We start from the raw sequence: 19256 nt of genomic DNA, 5'->3' as shown, positions 1-19256 counted from the left end.
GAAAGGGGAAAGAAGACGTGAAAAAAGTAAAAGTTGCCTTGATCGGAGCGGGCCTGCGCGGCATCAATTACCTGGAATATGCGCTGTCGCATCCGCATGAGCTTGAGGTAGTTGCCGTGGCGGAGCCGGTCAAGGAACGGAGGGAAAGCTTTCAGGCGAGGCACGGGCTGGAGGATTCGATGTGCTTTGAGCATTGGGACGATCTGTTCCAAGCTCCGAAGTTGGCCGACGCCGTGCTGATCTGTACCCAGGATCAACAGCATTTCGAGCCGACCATGCAGGCGCTGCAGGCAGGCTATCACGTGCTGCTGGAAAAACCGATGTCACCCGATCCCGGGGAGTGCATCCGGATGGGGGAGATGGCTTCGCAAGCCGGACTTGTGTTTTCCATCTGTCATGTCCTTCGGTATACTCCGTTTTTCCAGACGCTGAAAAGCTTGCTGGCAGATGGTGCGATCGGGCGGTTGATGTCGATCCAGCATAATGAGAATGTGGGGTACTGGCATCAAGCGCACAGCTTTGTCAGAGGGAATTGGCGCCGCAAGGAGGACTCCAGCCCGATGATTCTGGCCAAGTCCTGCCATGACCTGGATATTCTGCTGTGGCTTGCCGGTGCGGACTGCGTCAAAGTATCTTCCTTCGGCACGCTCAGCCATTTTACGGCAGCCGAAGCGCCTGAAGGAGCTCCGCTCCGCTGCCTGGACGGCTGTCCGGTCGCGGATGAATGCCTTTATTATGCGCCCGATCAATATTTAACCGAAGATACGAACTGGCCGACTTCGGCCATCAGTGACGACATGAGCTACGAAGCCCGTTACAAAGCGCTGCAGGAAGGGTCATACGGCAGATGCGTATATCACTGCGATAACGACGTCGTCGACCATCAGGTCGTGAATCTCGAGTTTGAGGGCGGTATCACGGCTGCGTTTACGATGAGCGCATTTACAAGAGACGTAAGCCGCACGATCAAGCTGATGGGCACGACAGGGGAAATCCGCGGAGCGATGGAGAAAAACGAAATCGAAATCATTCACTTCGGCAGCGGCAAAGTCGAACGGATTACGTTCGGGGACATGGGCGGCCATGTGGGCCATGGCGGCGGCGATATGAAGCTGATGAGCGATTTCCTCAAGCTGGTACGGGTGGACGCCAAGGCTCAAGGCCTTACATCTGCAGACCATTCCGTCCAGAGCCATCTGATGGCGTTCGCCGCTGAAGAGTCCAGAATTGCGGGCGAGATCATCCGTTTGAAGGAGTTCGAACAGCGTTACGCCGTCCGCGAGCCATCAGTTTAATACGATACCTTCAACCTAATCCACAGGAGGAACTTATGTCTACGTTTCGATATTCGGGATCTGCTTTTTATATGAATGATGAGCCGGTTCAAATTTTGTCGGGAGCGATTCACTACTTCCGTGTCGTACCGGAGTATTGGGAGGACCGGCTCATCAAACTGAAAGCCTGCGGTTTGAACACCGTGGAAACGTATGTGCCGTGGAATTTGCATGAACCGCAGAAAGGGGAATTCCAGTTTGAGGGCATCGCTGATTTGGTGAAGTTTATCGAACTGGCTGGCAGCCTCGGACTTTATGTTATCGTTCGGCCATCACCGTACATCTGCGCGGAATGGGAATTCGGGGGGCTGCCTTCCTGGCTGCTGGCGGATTCGGATATGCGCCTGCGCTGTTACCATCAGCCGTTCCTCGACCATGTCGATGATTACTATGATGTGCTCCTTCCTAAGCTGAAGCCTCTGCTCTGTACCCAGGGAGGCCCGGTGATCGCGCTGCAAATCGAAAACGAATACGGGAGTTACGGCAACGACAAGCAGTACCTGAACTATTTGAAAAATGCGATGATCAGCCGGGGGATGGACGTGCTTCTGTTTACTTCGGATGGTCCGGAAGACGCCATGCTCCAGGGCGGGATGGTGGAAGACGTCCTGGCAACGGTCAATTTCGGCTCCCGCGCCCGGGAATCCTTCGAGAAGCTGCGGGAGTATCAGCCGGATGCGCCGGTCATGTGCATGGAATTCTGGGACGGCTGGTTTGACCACTGGCGTGAGGAGCATCATACCCGTCCGGCGGAGGATGCCGCTTTTGTTCTGGATGAAATGCTCAGCCTGGGAGCCTCCGTTAACTTTTATATGTTCCATGGGGGCACAAACTTCGGCTTCTGGAGCGGAGCCAACGGCCATACGGAAGACAGCTATGAGCCAACGGTCACCAGCTACGATTATGATGCGCTGTTAAACGAAAACGGTGAGCCGACGGACAAATATTTTGCCGTTCGTGACATCATCGCAAAGTATAAGCCGCTTGCAGCGGACGGGCTGCCGGCCCCCATCGCCAAGAAAGCATACGGTAAAGTGGCAATGACGGAGCTTGCTCCCTTGGCCGGCAATCTGGACCGGATTTCGGCGGCGGTACGCTCTCCCTATCCCGAACCGATGGAGAAGCTCGGCCAGAATTACGGTTTTATTCAGTACAGTACGTTGATCCCGGGCCCCCGACCTAAGGAGGAGCTGTTCGTTCAGGATCTGCGCGACCGCGCTCTGGTCTATCTGAACGGGGAACTTGCCGGGACATTGGACCGCAGCGAGCCCGATACGAAAATCGAGTTCGCGGTTCCGCCGGGCGGCGTCCAGTTTACGCTGCTCGTGGAGAATATGGGCCGGATCAATTATGGCCCGTACATGAAAGACAGGAAGGGAATCACCGAGGGCGTGCGGCACGGAAGGCAGTTTTTATCGGAATGGACGACGTACCCGCTGCCGTTAAACGACTTGTCCGGTCTCGATTTTCACGAGCTGCAGCCGCAGCAAGGCCCTGCCTTTTATCGTGGGCAGCTGCAGGTTCACGAACGGGCAGACACCTTTCTGAGCTTGAACGGCTGGACCAAGGGCGTCGTGTTTATCAATGGCTTCAACCTTGGCCGGTATTGGAACATCGGGCCGCAAAAAACGCTGTATGTGCCGGGGCCGCTGCTGCGGGAGGGTGCCAACGAAATCGTCGTTTTCGAATTGTTCGGTACGGAGCTGCCGGAAATTGAATTTGGTGAGCAGCCTGATTTAGGATAGCCGCTTTATGGATCTGGAACCAGCTCCTTGCAACTCTAAGCTTGATCATTGATCAGGCTTAGAGTTTTTTTGCGTTGAGCCGGCCTTAGTGTTGAATCCAAAGTTTAAGAGATCCCCTGATGATGTATCCACCACCGGATCCATGAGGTAAAGAAAGTGAAAGGTTTGTAAAGATCGAGAAATGGATGCGCTTTCTTTCGGGCTTTATAATGATATAACACGTCAAAGATTAAAGGCGATATTGATTACTGCATGATCAAAAAATAGGCTGGCGAGGGATGCATATGGTTAAAATCATTCATCATTTTGGCAGTCCTAAATGGCTGATGATTGCCGGATTGTTGGTCTTAGGTTCTGTGATCGTTATATTTACTGCAGGGTCCGGGTTTTCAAAGACGAAGCATCACGCTGAGGTGATCGCGACGGTTAACGGTGTACCCGTTCATATCAACGAATTCCGCAGATCCATCACTGCAAATAAAGCTGGAGTCATCAGCTATTTTTATGAGAAATATGGCGCAGAGCCGTCGCCGGCGTTTTGGACCACGTCTTACGGAGGGCAAATTCCGCTGGAGATGATCAAACAAAGAGCGCTGGAAACGAGTGTGAACATCAAAATTCAGCAAATCATTGCGCAGGAGCAGGGAGTGCTGCGGGATATCGATGAGGACAGTTTTGTACAGTCCCTCGAGCGTGAAAACAAGAGAAGGCAAAAAGCGATCCGCGATCATCAGGTTGTTTTCGGACCCGCCTCCTACAGTGAGGATGCTTATTTTGAATACGTCATAACAAACGCAATCGTATCCGTCAAAAACCATCTGATGGAACACGATTGGAAGCCCGATGAACAGCAGCTGAAGCTGTATTACCAGTCTCGAGAAAGCGCGGAAACGAAGGATCAGTCATTTGACGCTGTCAAAGACCAAGTAGTCAAAGACTACATCGACTATAAATACGCGGGCTATGTCCGCGAACGCATCTCCGAAGCAAAGGTCGTCGTGAACCAGGGACCATACGATTCGTTTCAAATGTAACGATGTAACGCCTATGGGCTTTACATACATGATAAAACGAAAGGATGATGCTTTTTGAGGAAATGGGGAGGTAAAGTGTTCTGCATGACTTTGATTGTCTCCATGGTTTGTTCTTTCTTCACCGCTTTGCCGCAGGCCGCGATGGCATCCGGCACGACTTATTACGTAGACAGTACAGGAGGGGACGACGGGAATAACGGAACAAGCGAAGGTTCTGCCTGGAAGACATTGGACAAAGTCAATGCGACTACGTTTTCCCCGGGGGACAAGATTCTGTTTAAAGCCGGAGAAAGCTGGAATGGCAGGCTGTGGCCCAAAGGCTCGGGCGCACAGGGAAGTCCCATCATCATTGATAAGTATGGGGAAGGCAGCAAGCCGTTAATCGCCGGCGTGACGTCAGAACTGGAAGCTGTTTTTTTGAAAAATCAGCAGTATTGGGAGATCAGCAACCTGGAAGTGACGAACAGCTCCCCACTGCCATTTGACAGAGACTGGGAAAACCCGCGCGGACAACGGCGGGGCGTCTACATCTTAAACGAAGAAGCGGGACTGCTGCACCATATTCATATCAAAAATTTAAACATTCATGATGTAGACGGTTCTTATACGACTCGATCCGGCGGAATTATTGTCGACTCGGTCGGGTCTACGACGCCCAGCGCTTTTGACGACGTCCTGATTGACGGTAATATGCTGACGGACGTGGATGCCTATGGCATTTACATCGGTTCCAACTGCATCCTGCGTAACGGAATGGGCGATTTATGGCCGTGGGTGCCGAAGCCTTACGGGCCTTGGACGCCTTCGACTCGTGTGAAAATATCCAACAACACCGTCCTCAGAGCCGCAACGGGAGGAATTGCCTGGAACGTAACCGATGGAGCGGTTGTCGAGCGCAATACGGTAGGGCAGGCTACATATCTGGCGACGAATGCTTCCATTTGGTGGGCATATTCGGACAACAATCTTGTCCAATTCAACGAATCTTTTGCCAGCGTCAACGGGGCTGAAGACGGTCACGGCTTTGACGTGGACGCAGGAAACATCGGTTCGCTCGTCCAGTACAACTACAGTCATGATAACGCTGGCGGGTTTATGCTGTTCGTAAACGATACGTATGACACGATCAATACGGTCGTAAGGTATAACATCAGCCAGAATGACCGAAAAAGCATTTTCCGGTACAGCGGATCGATCGATAACGTGTATAACTACAATAACACGGTTTACGTCGGCAAATCATCCGGGAACCCGGTTATGAGTGATTATTTCACCAAGGCTTCCGGCGCTCCGCGCAACATTAAAAATTACAACAATGTCTATTACAGTCTCGGGGATAAAGGCTGGGATTTGAGGGGGCAAACGTTCGATTATAACGCGTATTACGGCGGGAACACGCTCGTTCAGGCCGATGCCCATGGGGTAACCGGCGATCCGAAATTTGCGAATCCCGGCAGCGGAGCGGATGGGATGAATACCGTCGACGGTTATAAGCTGCTGGCCGATTCTCCTTTGATCGGTGCAGGCATTCGCATCAATGAAAACGGAGGAAGGGACTACTTCGGCAATCCGTTATACAATGAGGCTCCGGATATCGGCGCACATGAATACGAAGGCAGCGTGCCTCCAGCCGGTTCTATGCCTGATCCCATCGACGTCGTTCAGATACGGCCGGTCAACACGCCTGTCGATGACTTGGCTCCACAGGCTGCCGCAAGCACGACATTTCGTTCGTCGTCTTCACAGCCGATTGAGAATATCAACGATAAGTTTTATGATACCGCATGGTCTACCGAGGCTTCGCCTTCTTTTCCGGGATATATCACGCTTGACTTTGGCGGTCAAACCATTTCTGCCAATCAATTGAAGCTCAATACGAGATTCGGGCAGGAATCGGGGATCACGGATTTCGATCTGGAATACGACAACGGTTCAGGATGGGTGCCTATCCGGACGAATATTCATCTGTCATGGGATTCGAATAACGGCGCCAATGAAATCAAATCCGTAGAGTTTCCGCTCACCCGGTTTTCCAAGATCCGATTGAAGGTGCATGGAGGAAATGCACTGTCCGGCAGGATCACGCTGAACGAACTAGAACTATATAACAATCCGGATTTATCCAAAGACATGGTCACCACGTCCTTCCCAACGGGAGCGGGCACGATCACAAACATTATCGACAACAATTTGAACTCGGCATGGGGAAGCGACGTTAACGTATCTTTTCCGGGCTATATCACGCTCGATTACGGACATGATCCGGTACCTGTCAACAAGGTCACGTTGGTTACCTTTTTCGGCATAGGTCAAGGGATTACCAAGTTTGACGTGGAGTATTACGACGGAAGCGGCTGGCTAACCGCATTGCCCGGTGCCTCGGTCGAATGGAAGCTTAACGACAGCACCAAAGAAAGCCAAACCGTCACCTTTCCGACCGTTCATGCTTATAAACTGCGGCTGAAAGTGAATGATGCGAACCGGGTATGGGGCAATATCGCGCTGAATGAGCTTATCGTTGAGCATACCCCTGAGCATGTACCCGTCACCGGTATTTCGATCGACCGACCGGAGATCGTTATTAATGCTTCTTCCGATCGCAGTGCAGCACTGCAGGCTGCCGTGAGTCCCAGCAACGCGACCAATAAAAAAGTCAAATGGAGTACCGATGATGATCAGGTGGTTGAGGTAGACGCTCAAGGGCGGGTGAAGGCAGTAGGAGAGGGGAAAGCTGTTATTACGGCAACGACGGAAGACGGGAACTTTCAGGCTGCGAGCCAAATAACGGTCGATTGGACAGCCCCCGAGATCAGGCTGGGCCCTGTGACTACTTCTGAATTAACGTCTGGTACGTTCCAACCGCGATTTGAAATATCGGATGCCTGGACTGGTGTCGATAACGCGAAAACGGAAATCCTGCTGGATGGAAAAGTTCTGACGGATGTAAAAGACACGCCAATGTACGAGCTGGCTCTGGGAGCGCATACGTTCACCGTGAAAGCCAGCGATTTGGCGGGGAATACCAGCGTAAAGTCCGTTGACTTTGATGTGAAAACAAGCAACGCGGCTCTTGAGGAGTTGGTTCAGCGTTTCACAGAAGCCGGCTGGATTGACAACAAAGGGATTGCGAATAGCTTGCTGAAAAAGCTGCAGAATCATAATGTAAGCAGCTTTATCCATGAAGTCAACGCTCAAAAGGGAAAACATGTATCTGCCGACGCTGCGGAGTACCTGCTTCGCGATGCGGAATCGCTTCTTCATGAATCGAAGTTGTTATCTAACCTTTGAAGGGAGAGTTAATCATGAAAAAACACTTCATCACATCGATCGTCAGTCTGCTGATCGTATCCTTGTTTTCAACGAGCGCCATGGCGGCTGGACACGGGAATGGCAAGGAAATTCGCACAACCGTGATGTCGTACAACATACATCATGGCGTCGGTTTGGATGAACAGCTTAGCCTGAAACGAATTGCGGATGTGATCCGGGATTCCGGCTCGGAGATCGTTGGCCTTCAGGAAGTGGACCGGTTTTTCGGGGAGCGGAGCGACTTTCAGGACCAAACCAAGGAATTAGCAGGCTTGCTCGGCTATCACTACGCGTATGGTGCCAATCTGGATTTGGAACCGGCGGACGGCCAGGCGAAGAACCGCCAATATGGGACTGCCATCCTGAGCAAGTATCCGATCCTCCGCTCTGACAATGTGCTGCTCAGCAGCTTCGGCGATGAGCAGCGGGGCGTTCTGCATGCGGTGGTCAATTTACGGGGAGTTCATGTGGATGTGTATAATACGCATCTGGGACTCGATGCCGCAAGCCGGAAGGCGCAGGTGCAGGAAATCGTTAACCTGGCTTCCACGGCTAAGGGACCCAAGCTTCTCATGGGCGATTTTAATGCGGAACCTGATAGTCCCGAGTTTCAAGCTCTGTTAGACAGCGGTTTATTCGTCAACAGCTTTCAAGGCGTTGAAGATGCCTTTACGTTTCCGGCAGACCAACCGTCCGAAACGATCGATTACATCGTAACATCGCCTGAAGTTCGGCATTCGAATCCACGAGTGATCGCTACGGAAGCTTCAGATCACCGGCCGATCGCCGTCGACGTCGTGTTCAAGCGATAATGACCCCGTGATATGCCTGCTTATAAAAAGCGTGAAAACCCGCCCGGATGGGCGGGTTTTCCTTTTTCCATTTGCTAAGGGTTCTTTTGTTCTTTAGACAGTGTTCCTCAGTTTATCGGGACCGGCATATGACTTCCTTTTCCACATGTACTGGCAAGCCTGTCAACTTTTGATCGCCCCGGCGGCGATGTCGGAAATAAACTGCTTGCTGACGAACAGGAACAATATGATGAGCGGAATGACGGCGAGCAGCGTTCCCGCGATGACCATCGCATAATCGGTCACATAAATTCCGTTCAGGGAGGAAAGCGCCACCTGCAGCGTAAATTTGCGCTCGTCATTCAGAATGATCAGCGGCCAAAGGTAATCGTTCCAGGAACCGATGAAGGTGAACGCTCCCAGAAATGACAGCGCCGGGCGAAGGATTGGAATCGCGACGTTCCAATAGAGCCGGAAGAAGCCGCAGCCGTCGATCCGGCCGGCATCCAGCAGTTCGGATGGAACGGATTCCTCCGCGTACTGGCGGATCCAGAAAATGCCGAAGGCGTTGGCCATGCCGGGAATGATCAGCGCCTTGAAGGAGCCTACCCACCCGAACTTCGCCATGATGACGAAGGAAGGAACGAGCGAGAGCTGTGACGGCGCCATCATCGTGGCGAGCAGCAGGACGAACAGCCACTTTTTGCCGGGAAATTTGAATTTCGCAAACGTAAAGCCTGCAAGGGAATCAAAGAACAGGACCAGCAAAGTACTGCAGCCGGCCACAAACAGCGTGTTGAGAAACGCGCCGAAGAAATCGATGTTCTGAAACACCCGTGTCACATTGCTGATAAACTGCGTCCCGAACCAGAACTTGGGCGGGAAGCTGTAGATTTCCGCAGTCGTACGCGTGGCCATAACGGCCAGCCAGTAAAAAGGAAAGATGGAAACGATGAGTCCGACGATCAATCCGAAATACAGCAGGATAGAAGACTTCCTTTTAACCATGCGTATCACCCCGTTTATTCATCTTTGGCACCGCCGCCCTGAACTACCCGCCAGTTGAAGATCGAGATGAGGGCAATCAATATGAACATGCCCCAGCCGACGGCCGAGCCGTAGCCGAAGTAATTGTTCACGAATGCCTCGCGGTACAGGTAGAGAACGATCGTCAGACCTCCGCCGCTGACGCCGCCGTCGTTGCCGACGAGCACCTGCGATTCGGTGAAGATCTGCATGCCACCGATGGTTGAAGTAATGACGGTAAAAAGAATGATCGGCCGTAAATTCGGGATCGTGATGCGAAAGAAGGACTGGATGCCGGTGGCTCCGTCAATTTTGGCGGCCTCATAGAGGACCGTAGGTATGCTCTGGAGTCCCGCCAAATAAATGATCGCATTGTAACCGACCCAGCGCCAGATGACCATGATGGAAACGGCCAGCTGGATGCCCCAGGTTTTGTTCAGCCATTCCACGGGGGAAATCCCGAACAGGGACAGGAGATAATTCAAAAGTCCATAGTTGTTGGAGAACACGGTACTGAACACAATCGCCACCGCAACGAGTGAAGTGACGTTCGGCAGAAAGTAACCGATCCGGAAGAAGGTACGGAACCGCACGAACGACGCATTCAGCAAAAACGCAATGATGAGCGCGAAGAACAGCATCGGAATGGTCGAATAAATCCAGATCAAAAGTGTGTTGCCGACCGCCTTCCAAAATTCCGGATCGGTGACCATGAACTGATAATTGTTCAGACCGTTAAAGGTCATCACGCCGATGCCGTCCCACTTTTGGAAAGAAAGATACATTGAGAACAGGATCGGGAACAAGCCGAAGACGGCAAACAAAATATAGAAAGGGGAGATGGCCAGGTATTCTTTCCGGTGCTTCCATATTTCAGACCCCAATCCCCGCTTCCGCTCCGGCACCTGCATGGAGCTGCCGGGATCGAATTGAGTTCGCTTCTGTAATGGTTGACCCATAAGACTCTACCTCCATTGTCGGGATGGTATGACCGTTTAACGCAGCAGCTCCTTTTTCACTCGGGATAGTGCATCTTCCCATGCTTTATCCGGGTTTTTGCCTTGAAGGGCGACCGATGACAGCTCGCGGCTCACGATCCCGTTCAGGTTGGCGTATTTCGTGCCGAAATAGGAGGGCTTCACGTTGCGCGCGGACTCCGTAAAAATTTCACCGGTAGCCTGCCCGCCGAAAAAGTCCTCTTTCTGCTTCATGACGTCCGAATCGAGCGCCTTGGAGGCGGAAGGAAACAAGTTGAGTTCCTTGAAGCTGGTCACCTGGTTTTCGGGATTCAGGAGCCAGCTCATCACCTCGAAGGATTCTTTCGGGTATTTGCTCGTTTTCATAATGGCGAGGAAGGAACCGCCGTTGTTGCCGTCTCCGCCCGGTGCTCTTGCGACGCGCCACTTGCCCTTCGTATCCGGGGCCGCGTCCATCAGGATTTGCTTCGCCCATACCGCGCTCACGAAGGAAGCGATCTTGCCATTGTTCATCGCGGCGTTCCACTCGGAGGAGAACGTGCTGGCATTGGCGAGCAGGCCCATTTGAGAGGCTTTGACCGCCAGGTCCCATGCCTTCTTCATGGAGGAGGAAGGATCCTCACCGATGAAATTTTCATTTTTATCAAAATAAATTTTATCCGACTGCGCGTTGACCTGGGTGTAGACCTGGCCGATGTTGTCGAGCAGCTTCACCTTGCCGCCGAGCGCCTTCTGCAGCTTCTCGCCTGCGGCGAAATAGTCCTCCCAAGTACCCATCATCTGATGAACCTCTTCCGGATCGGTCGGGAGACCCGCTTGCTCGAACAGGTCCGCACGGTAAAACAATGCGGTCGGGCCCGTGTCGATCGGCATGGCGATCATTTCGCCCTTCGGCGTGACCCCAAGCTGCCATTTCCAGTCCAGGTAGTCCCCTTCGATGTCCTTCGCTCCGAGATCATACAGGTTGTAGAAGCGGTCAGCGCTTGGGAACAGCTCGGTGACCCAGTCGTTAAAGGCCACGATATCCGGACCGCCGCTGCCAGCAGCGAGCGTCGTTTTCAGCTTGGATTTGAAGTCGCCCCCGATTTTTTGGGCGTTGATGCGAATTCCCGGAAACTGCTTCTGAACCGCGTTGATTAAATTATCGTCCAGACTCCGGTTCCAGTACCAAAGAGTAAGCGTTTTCACTTTGCTATTAGATGAAGACCCGCTAGAACATCCGCTAACCATGAAAGCAACAAGCAATAAACACGTTAATAAGATTCGGTATTTTGCCATCGTTTTCGGCCTCCCATCGCGGCTATATGGTACTGCAGCAGTATCATCACTCCTTTAAATCCCTAAAATGTGTCCGTTCTACGAACATTATAAACGCTTACAAAACATTTTGGAACCGCTTGCTTGAAATAAGACGGTCGTAGGACATCGCCCCCGCGCCATATATTGAATATGGGTTTACCATCTGAAGGGAGGGAGTTCGCCACTGTCAGTCCGCAGCCTTTATCGCCGTTATGCCGCGGCAGCACTCGTTCTAGTTCTATCCTTTTGCTGGATGTTTCCGGCCGGGGCCGAGGCCAAAATTGCTTCGCAAGACCTCATTATCGTCAATAAAAAGACGAATAAACTGGCATATTTTAGCAGCGGAAAGTTGGTTAAGGAGTTCAGGGTAGCGACGGGAAAGTCGCCTGAACTGACGCCGGAAGGAACGTTTGAAATCGTCAACAAGATCAAAAACCGTCCGTATTACAAAGAAAAGATCCCGGGAGGCGATCCCCGCAATCCGCTCGGTGACCGTTGGATCGGCCTCAATGTCAACGGGACGATGGGGACGACGTACGCCATCCACGGCAACAGCAACAAAAACTCGATCGGAAAGTACGTCAGCGCGGGATGCATCCGCATGTACAATGACGAGATCCACTGGCTGTTCGAGCAGGTGCCCCTGCATACGATGGCTATTATAACAACCTCCAGCCAAAGTTTTGAAACGATCGCCCAAAATTACGGCTATGCAGTGGGCGTGCAGTCGTTTGATGGTAAGCTGGTGGTGAATGGAAAGGAAGCTCAGCTGAAGCAGGATTTGATCATGGTCGATTCCCGCATCTACATTCCGCTTCGCGCCTGCTTCGAGGTGCTGGGCGGGACAGTTGAATGGAACGCCAGCACCCAAACGGTGACGGTCTACACGGGAAATCGGAAGATTACCCATAAGGCGCTCTCCGGCAAGGCTGTCGTGAACGGCAAAACGGTAAATATCACCGCCTCCCGGTTCCAGGGGAATTCGCTGATGCTTCCGCTTCGCAACATGTCGGAAATATCCGGTTACTCAGTCGTGTGGGATGGAGCCTCCAATACGGTGAACCTAACAACGGGCAAATAAGCCCGAGCCGCGCGCATGCGCGGCCTTTTTTTGCGCTGTTATATAGATTGAACTAATTGGGGGCAGTAGCATTCATTTCTTTAGTTCATTCTATATTGCCTGGGAAAAACAGGGTTGGAACTGCCGGTTAGGGTGTGTATGATAATAAAGCGCGGAAGCTGCCGCGGCGTAGGTCCGGCCGTTGGGGGGCAAAACATACGAAAGAGGTGTACGTGATGGATAGCGGAATCGAAATTGTGGATTATTTGCCGGAATGGGCGGACGTGTTCGCTCTGGAGAAAGAACGGCTGTGCGGATTAGCGGGCTTGGATGCGGTCGTGTTTGAGCATGTCGGCAGCACGGCCATTCCCGGGCAGCGGGCCAAGCCAGTGGTCGATATGTTCGTCGGCGTGAATCCGTTCCGTCCGGCTGCTTATTACAAAGACCTGCTGGATCCGGCCAGCTATTCTTACGTGGAGACCGGGATGCGCGGAAGGCATTTATTTGCCAAATCGACAGAAGGAATCTGGACGCACAATGTTCATCTGATGCCTTATGACGAACAGTTCCATACCCGCAATGAAATGCTGCTCCGCGATTATTTGCGCCGCCATCCGGAGCTCGTAGAGGAATACGGAGCCATTAAAATGCAGGCGGCCCGAAGCGCTGAATCGATGAATGCTTACACGCGGGCCAAAACGGCATTTATTCAATCGGTCGTCGATGCGGCCAGAGAGGAGAGAGGTCTTCCCCTGGAAGACGTATGGGAGGAATAAGCTGCCTGCTTATGCCCGGACGGCCCGATGAATGATACGGACAAGTTCGCTGCTGTAGGTCTCCAGGTCGACCCTGCCGATGACCGCCGGGTTCAGCATATATTCCCCGATCGCGCCTTGAATCATGTTGGACATGACGGAAAGGTGAAAGTCCCCGAAAACGCCCTTTTCCTGACCCTCACGCAGGATGTTCCCCAATGTCTGCAGCAGAGGATCCTCCTCCTCCTCATCAAGCTTGTAATACGGGACGTTATCAGGCGTCCTTGCATTAAACACGATTTCGACCAAAGCCGTGTTGTGGGCGGGATGCGTTCCCTGATACGCCAAACTGGCAGTGATGAACGCGCTGAGCTTCTCCTGCGGCGTGCCTGCCTGCTCGATCCGTTCCAAAATATAAGACGTTGACTGCTCCACCAGCTTCATCAGCAGATGGTTCATCAAATCCTGTTTGTCGGAAAAATGATACGAGATCAAGGCCGTGCTGATGCCCTATCATATCGAAATGGAGGAAGTCAATCCGCGTCGGCCTGCATGCAAAAAAAGCATGCCAACGGAATAAAATTCCTGGCACGCTTTTTGACGATTAGCGGTTTCGAGACATATTGGTAGATGTGCCCCCGATATATCGGAAAACGAGCACGCTTCCAGCCAGGCACAGAATGCCTGTCAGCAGCAAGGAACTCATGACGCCATGGGACAAATCGGGGGCCGCGGCCATGAGGACGCCGGGCAGCGCCACTCCCAGCGTAGCACCGAGCTGACGGAAGGCATTCAGTGCGCCGGAAGCCGTTCCTGTCTTGCCCTGCGGCGCTGCACTCATCACGACGGAGACGAGCGGCGGCAGGATGAATGAGACGCCGCAGCCGATCAGCAGCAGTGAAATCCCGGTGGGAATATACCCTGGATCTGCAGGAAGGAGAGCCTGGATCAGCATTCCGGTGCATGCCAGGAGAAATCCTGTACCGATGGTGCGCGCTGCTCCATACCTGCTGATCAGCCTGCTCATCAGCATGGGATTCACCGCCATGGGGAGCGTCAGCGCAAGAAATGCCAGGCCTGTCCCCATAGCTGAATAACGATGAAGCTGCTGGAAATACAGCGTCATGACAAACAGCACGCCGGAAAGGCCGAAATTAATAAGCAATCCGGCCGCTAATCCGGTCACGAGCACCCGGCTTTTGAACAAGGACAGCGGCAGCATCGGCGAATGGCTTCGCTTTTCGATCCAGACGAACAGGCCGATCAGCAGAACGGCGGCGGCAAACAGAACAAGAATGACGGGTGATCCCCACCCGAGCTCTTCGCTTTCCATAAAAGCGCTCGTCAGAGCCGCCACACCCAGCAGGCCGGCAAGCTGACCGGCCGGATCCATGCCGGACGGTGCGGGTTTCCGGGCCGAAAAGTCCACGTTCGCCCGCGTCCACAGCCAGCTGAGGATGCCCACGGGGATATTCAGCAGAAAAATGCTCTGCCACCCCAGGGTGTCGACCAGAATGCCGCCGATGATCGGACCGGCGGCAAGCGCCAAGCCCGACACCGCCGCCCAGATGCCGAGCGCCTTGGCCCGGCGGGCGGGGTCCGTAAAGGTCTCCGCAATGATCGTCAGGGAAGACGGCAGCAGTGCCGCTCCGCCGACGCCGAGCAGCGCCCGGAAGCCGATCAGCCAGCCGATAGCAGGCGAAACGGCGCAGAGGACCGAAGCCAACATAAACAGGACAATCCCGCCCAAGAAAACACGGGCTGCCCCCAATCGATCGGCCAGCGCACCCATGCCAAGCAGCATGCTGGCAAATACCATCGTATACGCACCCGTTATCCAGCTCATTCCGGTGAGTCCGCCGCCCAGCGCATCCCGGATGGCAGGGAGCGCGACCGTGACGACCGTCGTGTCCAGCAGCACGATGAAGTAGCCGAGTGACAGCCCTGCAAGCAGCCAGGAAGACCGGTTTCTTTGGTTGGCCGGCTTGGTCCCGGCCGTGACGGATGTTCCATTCATTCCTTAAACCCCTCCAATGATCTTTTTCAAACCCATCGATGTGTTGTATAGTGTATATTCAGAAGAAACGGGGATGAAGAGAGCGGTTTATCCTAGGAGTGGTACTCCTAGGTATCGGTCATCTTGCCCACTTCGGATAGAAAATGGAGGGTCTTTACATGGAGACAACGCATCAGCGTACGAGCCAGCTTGCCGAATTTTTGCAGACCCGGCGGGCCCGTCTGACTCCGGCACAGGCGGGTCTCCCCGGCGGAGGGAGACGAAGAACGCCCGGCCTTCGGCGGGCGGAAGTGGCGCTGCTTGCTGGCGTGAGTGTCGATTGGTACACGTGGCTTGAACAGGGAAGGGACATCTCTGTGTCCACTCAGGTGCTCGAGAGCATCGCCAGGGCACTGCAGCTGGATGAGAATGAAACGAAGCATCTGTTTCTGCTGGCTTCGAGACTTTTGCCGTTTCACTATCAGCAGCCGGAAATGGCGATCAGTCCGCTCCTGCAGACGTTCCTGGACGAACAGGGGGAACACCCGGCGTTTGTGGCCAATTCCCGCTGGGATATCGTCGGCTGGAACAGGGCGGCACGGCTCGTGTTCGGCGATTATGAGCAGATGACGGTCAGGGAGCGGAACTCGGTTTGGAGAATGTTCGTTTCTCCCTATACGAAGGAGCTTCTGGGCGAGGGCTGGGAGAAAAACGCCCGGCTTCGGCTCGCCCAGTTTCGTGCGGGATACGGACTCAATGTCGAGGATCCATGGTGGAGCGGGATGATTGAAGATTTGAACAAGGAAAGCGAGGAATTCAGGGCATGGTGGCCCCAGCATGATGTGCTGAACGTCAAGGAAGGCCGGAAGAAAATCTACCATCCGCGCGTGGGGCTGCTTGAATTCAGCCATATTACGTTCCAGGTGGAGGATTCTTATGATCTTCGTGCCACGGTGAACCTGCCTTACAATGACGAGACCATACAGAGAATGAAACAGCTGCTTCATTAAAGAGCAAAAGGCAGAAACCCATGCGGTTTCTGCCTTTTTTTGCTGAGTCGGTCCAATATGTTGCCCCCTTCCGTAACTCGCGGCTCTGTGCTGGAATATGATCGTATAGGACGTAATTCAATTGCGGCGGCTGGCGGGCTGGATTCCAGCCAGTAGCCTGACAGGAGGCGAGGACGGTCGAAAAGCATCTGCTTATTTACGATGTCGACTGGTGGATCCTGGGCAAGACGGCCAAGATCATTCAACAGCATCATCCCTGCCTGGATATCATGTCCGCCAAACAGTTGGAAGAGAGCATCGGGAGCAGGGGCAGCGAGGCGCTGAACCGGGAGTATTCCCGAATTTCCGCCATGTGCCTGGGCTTGGCGGCATTTGCCATCTTTAAGCATATCCGGATCGATTCATCCGCGGCGGTCTCCTATTATTATTTCAGCAAAAATTACGATACGTTTCGTGAATGGGCTGAAAAGCCGGAACCCGATCCCGACTTTTTGCGCCTGGTCATTCCCCGCATCGGCTCGATCGGGGCGATGAATCTGAAGCTGACCGAATGCCTCGCAGCGATGGCACCGACTGCTTCCGTTCGTCATATCGGACACTTTGTCGACCATGCGCTGTTCCATCCCGTTCCTGCGGACGGGGAGCCCTTGGAGCAGGAAGGCCGTCCGCTCGTCATCGGGTGGGCGGGAGATCCGGGAAAGGCATCCAAACGTTATGCGGCTCTGTACGAGCCGATCAAAAGCCATTTTGCCGGCCGGCCGGAAGTGCGCTTCGTTGAAACGGCAGGAGCATATGCGCACGAAGAGATGCCGCGCTTCTATCGGGATATTGACCTGCTTCTGATCACGTCGGCGAATGAAGGGGGCGGAGCGACAGCGCTTGAGGCTTTTGCCAGCGGCATACCGGTGCTGTCCACCAACGTCGGATACGTAAAAGAAGCGGCCCATCCCAGCGGGCATCATTTAATTTTGGACCGTGACGATCCCGGGGCATTTATCCAGGCCATTGACGGCTGCCTGCAGGAAAGATCGCGTTTAAGGGAAATCGGGCGTCTGTGCAGAACGGAAATCGAAGCGCGCTGGACCATCGAGGCAGGCGTGAAACGCTGGCTCGCCGTCTTGTTTGGAATATAGGAGGTAACGACTCATATGGGCACATCAAACTGGCAGAACCTGTCTTATTGCGTGGAACTCATCCGGCAGGCGGCTCCGTCCAGCGTTCTTGACATTGGGGTCGGGTTCGGCCGGTGGGGCATGCTCTGCAGGGAATTTCTCGATGTCTGGCAGGGGCGAGTCTTTCGAGAGCAGTGGCAGACGAGGATCGAGGGGGTCGAGGTTTTTCCGAAAAATGTGGACGACTATCATCCATACTTTTACAACCATATATATATTGGGGATGCCTACGAACTGATGATGAAACGGCAGCTTGGAGCCTATGATCTGATCATTCTGGGCGATGTCCTTGAGCATTTTGAGAAGGAGCGCGGGATTTGGCTGCTTGAAGCCTGCCTGAAGCAATGCCGCAGCCTGCTCTTGAACGTTCCGATTGGGCCTGATTGGCCGCAGGGCGCCGAATACGGCAACGAATACGAAACCCATCGCAGCGTTTGGACGGAGGAGGAGCTGGACCGGTATCCGACCGCCTCCAAGCGCATGTTCAAGGATTATATTCAGCGTGACTTTGCCACTTATTTGTTCCAGGGCGCACAGCCGCACAGTTAAAGGTCAGAGGCTTTGGTCAACATCAACACCGAATGGGGGAAGCGCCATATGACAGGGCATGGTGCAAGCAGAGATTACGTAGTTACTGAAATCCCTGTTGAGCTGCTGTTCACTGAATTGGACGTTCGATCGGCCCGTACCGACCATCTGATCAAATCGTTTACTGACCGTTGGTACGAACACCATCTTCAGTATGCCGACATTTCTATCATGCGGCTCGTTCCGCACCGGGAGCTGTACCGTTACTTTGCCGGGGAGCCGGGGGCTGCGCCGGATGCTTACGTGGATTGGTATGAGCAGATTCATGCAACTCGGGGAATAACCCCTCCAATGTCCCGCAAAGGGCTGTTGATTCAACGGCGGATGGAATACGAAAATATGCAGTCTGAGCTCCGCAGCGGATCGGACTTTTTTTTCGATCATCCGGTCAAAGCGAAATGGAATCCGGCCGGATATTTCAACGTTTTGGACGGACATCACAGGGCTTGTTTTTTGTACTGCCTCGGCTTTCGGAGGATTCCGGTCCGAATCCCGCTGCAGGATTATACGGTCTGGCTTCACTCCGCGGCAGCGGCTGACGTCGAGCAAACGATAAAGGACCAGCAGCGAACGCTGATTTACACGCCGATCCTGCATCCACAGTTTTATGGTATGCACAGTGAGCGGGACGAGACGTATCCAACGAGGCTGGACCACATTGCCCGGTTTTTGGGGCCGGGGAAGCTGAAAGGGCGGAGCGTCCTGGACATCGGCTGCAACATCGGTTACTATTCCAGGCATTTTGTCAGGGAAGGGGCGGAAGTCATCGGGGTGGAACCGGATCCGTTCCACTATGCCCTCCTTCACAAGCTGAACGCGATGGAACGGACGGCATTTTCCGTCATGACGGAGCGTTTTGAGGAATCCGAAGCCGTGCAGCAATACGATATCGGACTATTGCTGACCGTTTTTTATCACATCATGAAAGATCCGGAAGCTTGCAGGCGGTTTCTTGCCCAGCTGGACCGGAGCGTCTGCAGTTTGCTCTTCTGGGAATCCGGGGATGCCATTGAATCGGAGAAGAAGATGCTGATGGAGAATACCGGCTTTAAGCATTATGAAAAGCTGGCGGATACGTTCGGCACGGGGAAATACCGGGAACTCGGTGTTTTTCGAAAAGCATAGACCGGCAAGCCAGTTAATCTATCGGAAGCGGAGGT

16 protein-coding genes are annotated in these 19256 nt (G+C 53.5%); 11 read left to right on the top strand and 5 right to left on the bottom strand.

Annotation, left to right across the window (positions count from 1 at the left end; genetic code table 11):
- Nucleotides 1-17 precede the first annotated feature (17 nt).
- The 5 genes from K2F33_RS26930 (at nucleotide 18) to K2F33_RS26910 (ending at nucleotide 8234) form a co-directional block, all read left to right on the top strand.
- On the top strand, nucleotides 18-1295 hold the full coding sequence (locus K2F33_RS26930; protein ID WP_263879917.1) for a Gfo/Idh/MocA family protein: 1278 nt from the start codon (nucleotides 18-20) through the stop codon (nucleotides 1293-1295).
- A 35-nt stretch (nucleotides 1296-1330) separates the two neighbouring features.
- Nucleotides 1331-3079 carry a glycoside hydrolase family 35 protein gene (locus tag K2F33_RS26925; RefSeq protein WP_263879916.1) on the top strand — a complete coding sequence of 583 codons (1749 nt, stop codon included), beginning with the start codon at nucleotides 1331-1333 and terminating at the stop codon, nucleotides 3077-3079.
- Between the two features lie 284 nt (nucleotides 3080-3363).
- Nucleotides 3364-4113, top strand: coding sequence for a hypothetical protein (locus K2F33_RS26920; RefSeq protein ID WP_263879915.1), 750 nt, complete (start codon nucleotides 3364-3366; stop codon nucleotides 4111-4113).
- Between the two features lie 84 nt (nucleotides 4114-4197).
- Nucleotides 4198-7401 (top strand): Ig-like domain-containing protein, encoded by a 3204-nt coding sequence (locus K2F33_RS26915; protein WP_263879913.1) that lies wholly within the window; start codon nucleotides 4198-4200, stop codon nucleotides 7399-7401.
- 14 nt (nucleotides 7402-7415) lie between these two features.
- Nucleotides 7416-8234 (top strand): endonuclease/exonuclease/phosphatase family protein, encoded by an 819-nt coding sequence (locus K2F33_RS26910; RefSeq protein ID WP_263879911.1) that lies wholly within the window; start codon nucleotides 7416-7418, stop codon nucleotides 8232-8234.
- Nucleotides 8235-8396: 162 nt separating this feature from the next.
- On the opposite strand, the gene K2F33_RS26905 is transcribed toward K2F33_RS26910, so the two are convergent.
- From K2F33_RS26905 to K2F33_RS26895, 3 genes are read right to left on the bottom strand one after another with little or no spacing between them, the layout of a single operon-like run.
- Nucleotides 8397-9221, bottom strand: coding sequence for a carbohydrate ABC transporter permease (locus tag K2F33_RS26905; protein WP_076167304.1), 825 nt, complete (start codon nucleotides 9219-9221; stop codon nucleotides 8397-8399).
- Nucleotides 9222-9235: 14 nt separating this feature from the next.
- Nucleotides 9236-10198 carry a carbohydrate ABC transporter permease gene (locus K2F33_RS26900; RefSeq protein WP_373309549.1) on the bottom strand — a complete coding sequence of 321 codons (963 nt, stop codon included), beginning with the start codon at nucleotides 10196-10198 and terminating at the stop codon, nucleotides 9236-9238.
- A 36-nt stretch (nucleotides 10199-10234) separates the two neighbouring features.
- Complete coding sequence (locus K2F33_RS26895; protein ID WP_089546841.1) at nucleotides 10235-11494, bottom strand: ABC transporter substrate-binding protein; 1260 nt, start codon at nucleotides 11492-11494, stop codon at nucleotides 10235-10237.
- A gap of 370 nt (nucleotides 11495-11864) precedes the next feature.
- Here K2F33_RS26895 and K2F33_RS26890 point away from each other — a divergent pair, with 370 nt between their 5' ends.
- On the top strand, nucleotides 11865-12596 hold the full coding sequence (locus K2F33_RS26890) for a L,D-transpeptidase family protein (RefSeq protein WP_412973947.1): 732 nt from the start codon (nucleotides 11865-11867) through the stop codon (nucleotides 12594-12596).
- A 215-nt stretch (nucleotides 12597-12811) separates the two neighbouring features.
- Nucleotides 12812-13351 (top strand): GrpB family protein, encoded by a 540-nt coding sequence (locus tag K2F33_RS26885; RefSeq protein ID WP_212968879.1) that lies wholly within the window; start codon nucleotides 12812-12814, stop codon nucleotides 13349-13351.
- A gap of 9 nt (nucleotides 13352-13360) precedes the next feature.
- Here the strand turns inward: K2F33_RS26885 and K2F33_RS26880 are convergent, their stop codons facing one another.
- Together K2F33_RS26880 and K2F33_RS26875 are read right to left on the bottom strand one after the other, a co-directional pair.
- On the bottom strand, nucleotides 13361-13789 hold the full coding sequence (locus tag K2F33_RS26880) for a TetR/AcrR family transcriptional regulator (RefSeq protein WP_263879904.1): 429 nt from the start codon (nucleotides 13787-13789) through the stop codon (nucleotides 13361-13363).
- 145 nt (nucleotides 13790-13934) lie between these two features.
- Entirely contained in the window at nucleotides 13935-15347 is a 1413-nt protein-coding gene (locus tag K2F33_RS26875; RefSeq protein WP_263879902.1) for an MFS transporter, read from the bottom strand.
- A 158-nt stretch (nucleotides 15348-15505) separates the two neighbouring features.
- Here K2F33_RS26875 and K2F33_RS26870 point away from each other — a divergent pair, with 158 nt between their 5' ends.
- From K2F33_RS26870 to K2F33_RS26855, 4 genes are all read left to right on the top strand, one after another.
- The gene (locus K2F33_RS26870; protein ID WP_263879900.1) at nucleotides 15506-16336 is read left to right on the top strand and encodes a helix-turn-helix transcriptional regulator; all 831 of its coding nucleotides are present in this window, start codon (nucleotides 15506-15508) and stop codon (nucleotides 16334-16336) included.
- Nucleotides 16337-16605: 269 nt separating this feature from the next.
- A complete protein-coding gene (locus tag K2F33_RS26865) occupies nucleotides 16606-17469 on the top strand; it encodes a glycosyltransferase family 4 protein (RefSeq protein ID WP_263879898.1) in 864 nt (287 codons plus the stop codon).
- Nucleotides 17470-17484: 15 nt separating this feature from the next.
- Nucleotides 17485-18057 (top strand): class I SAM-dependent methyltransferase, encoded by a 573-nt coding sequence (locus K2F33_RS26860; protein WP_263879896.1) that lies wholly within the window; start codon nucleotides 17485-17487, stop codon nucleotides 18055-18057.
- A 48-nt stretch (nucleotides 18058-18105) separates the two neighbouring features.
- On the top strand, nucleotides 18106-19221 hold the full coding sequence (locus K2F33_RS26855; protein WP_263879894.1) for a class I SAM-dependent methyltransferase: 1116 nt from the start codon (nucleotides 18106-18108) through the stop codon (nucleotides 19219-19221).
- Nucleotides 19222-19256: the final 35 nt, after the last annotated feature.

The organism is Paenibacillus sp. PSB04, assembly GCF_025809195.1.
Classification (GTDB): domain Bacteria; phylum Bacillota; class Bacilli; order Paenibacillales; family Paenibacillaceae; genus Paenibacillus_AQ; species Paenibacillus_AQ favisporus.
This window is presented reverse-complemented; position numbering and strand designations above follow the sequence as displayed.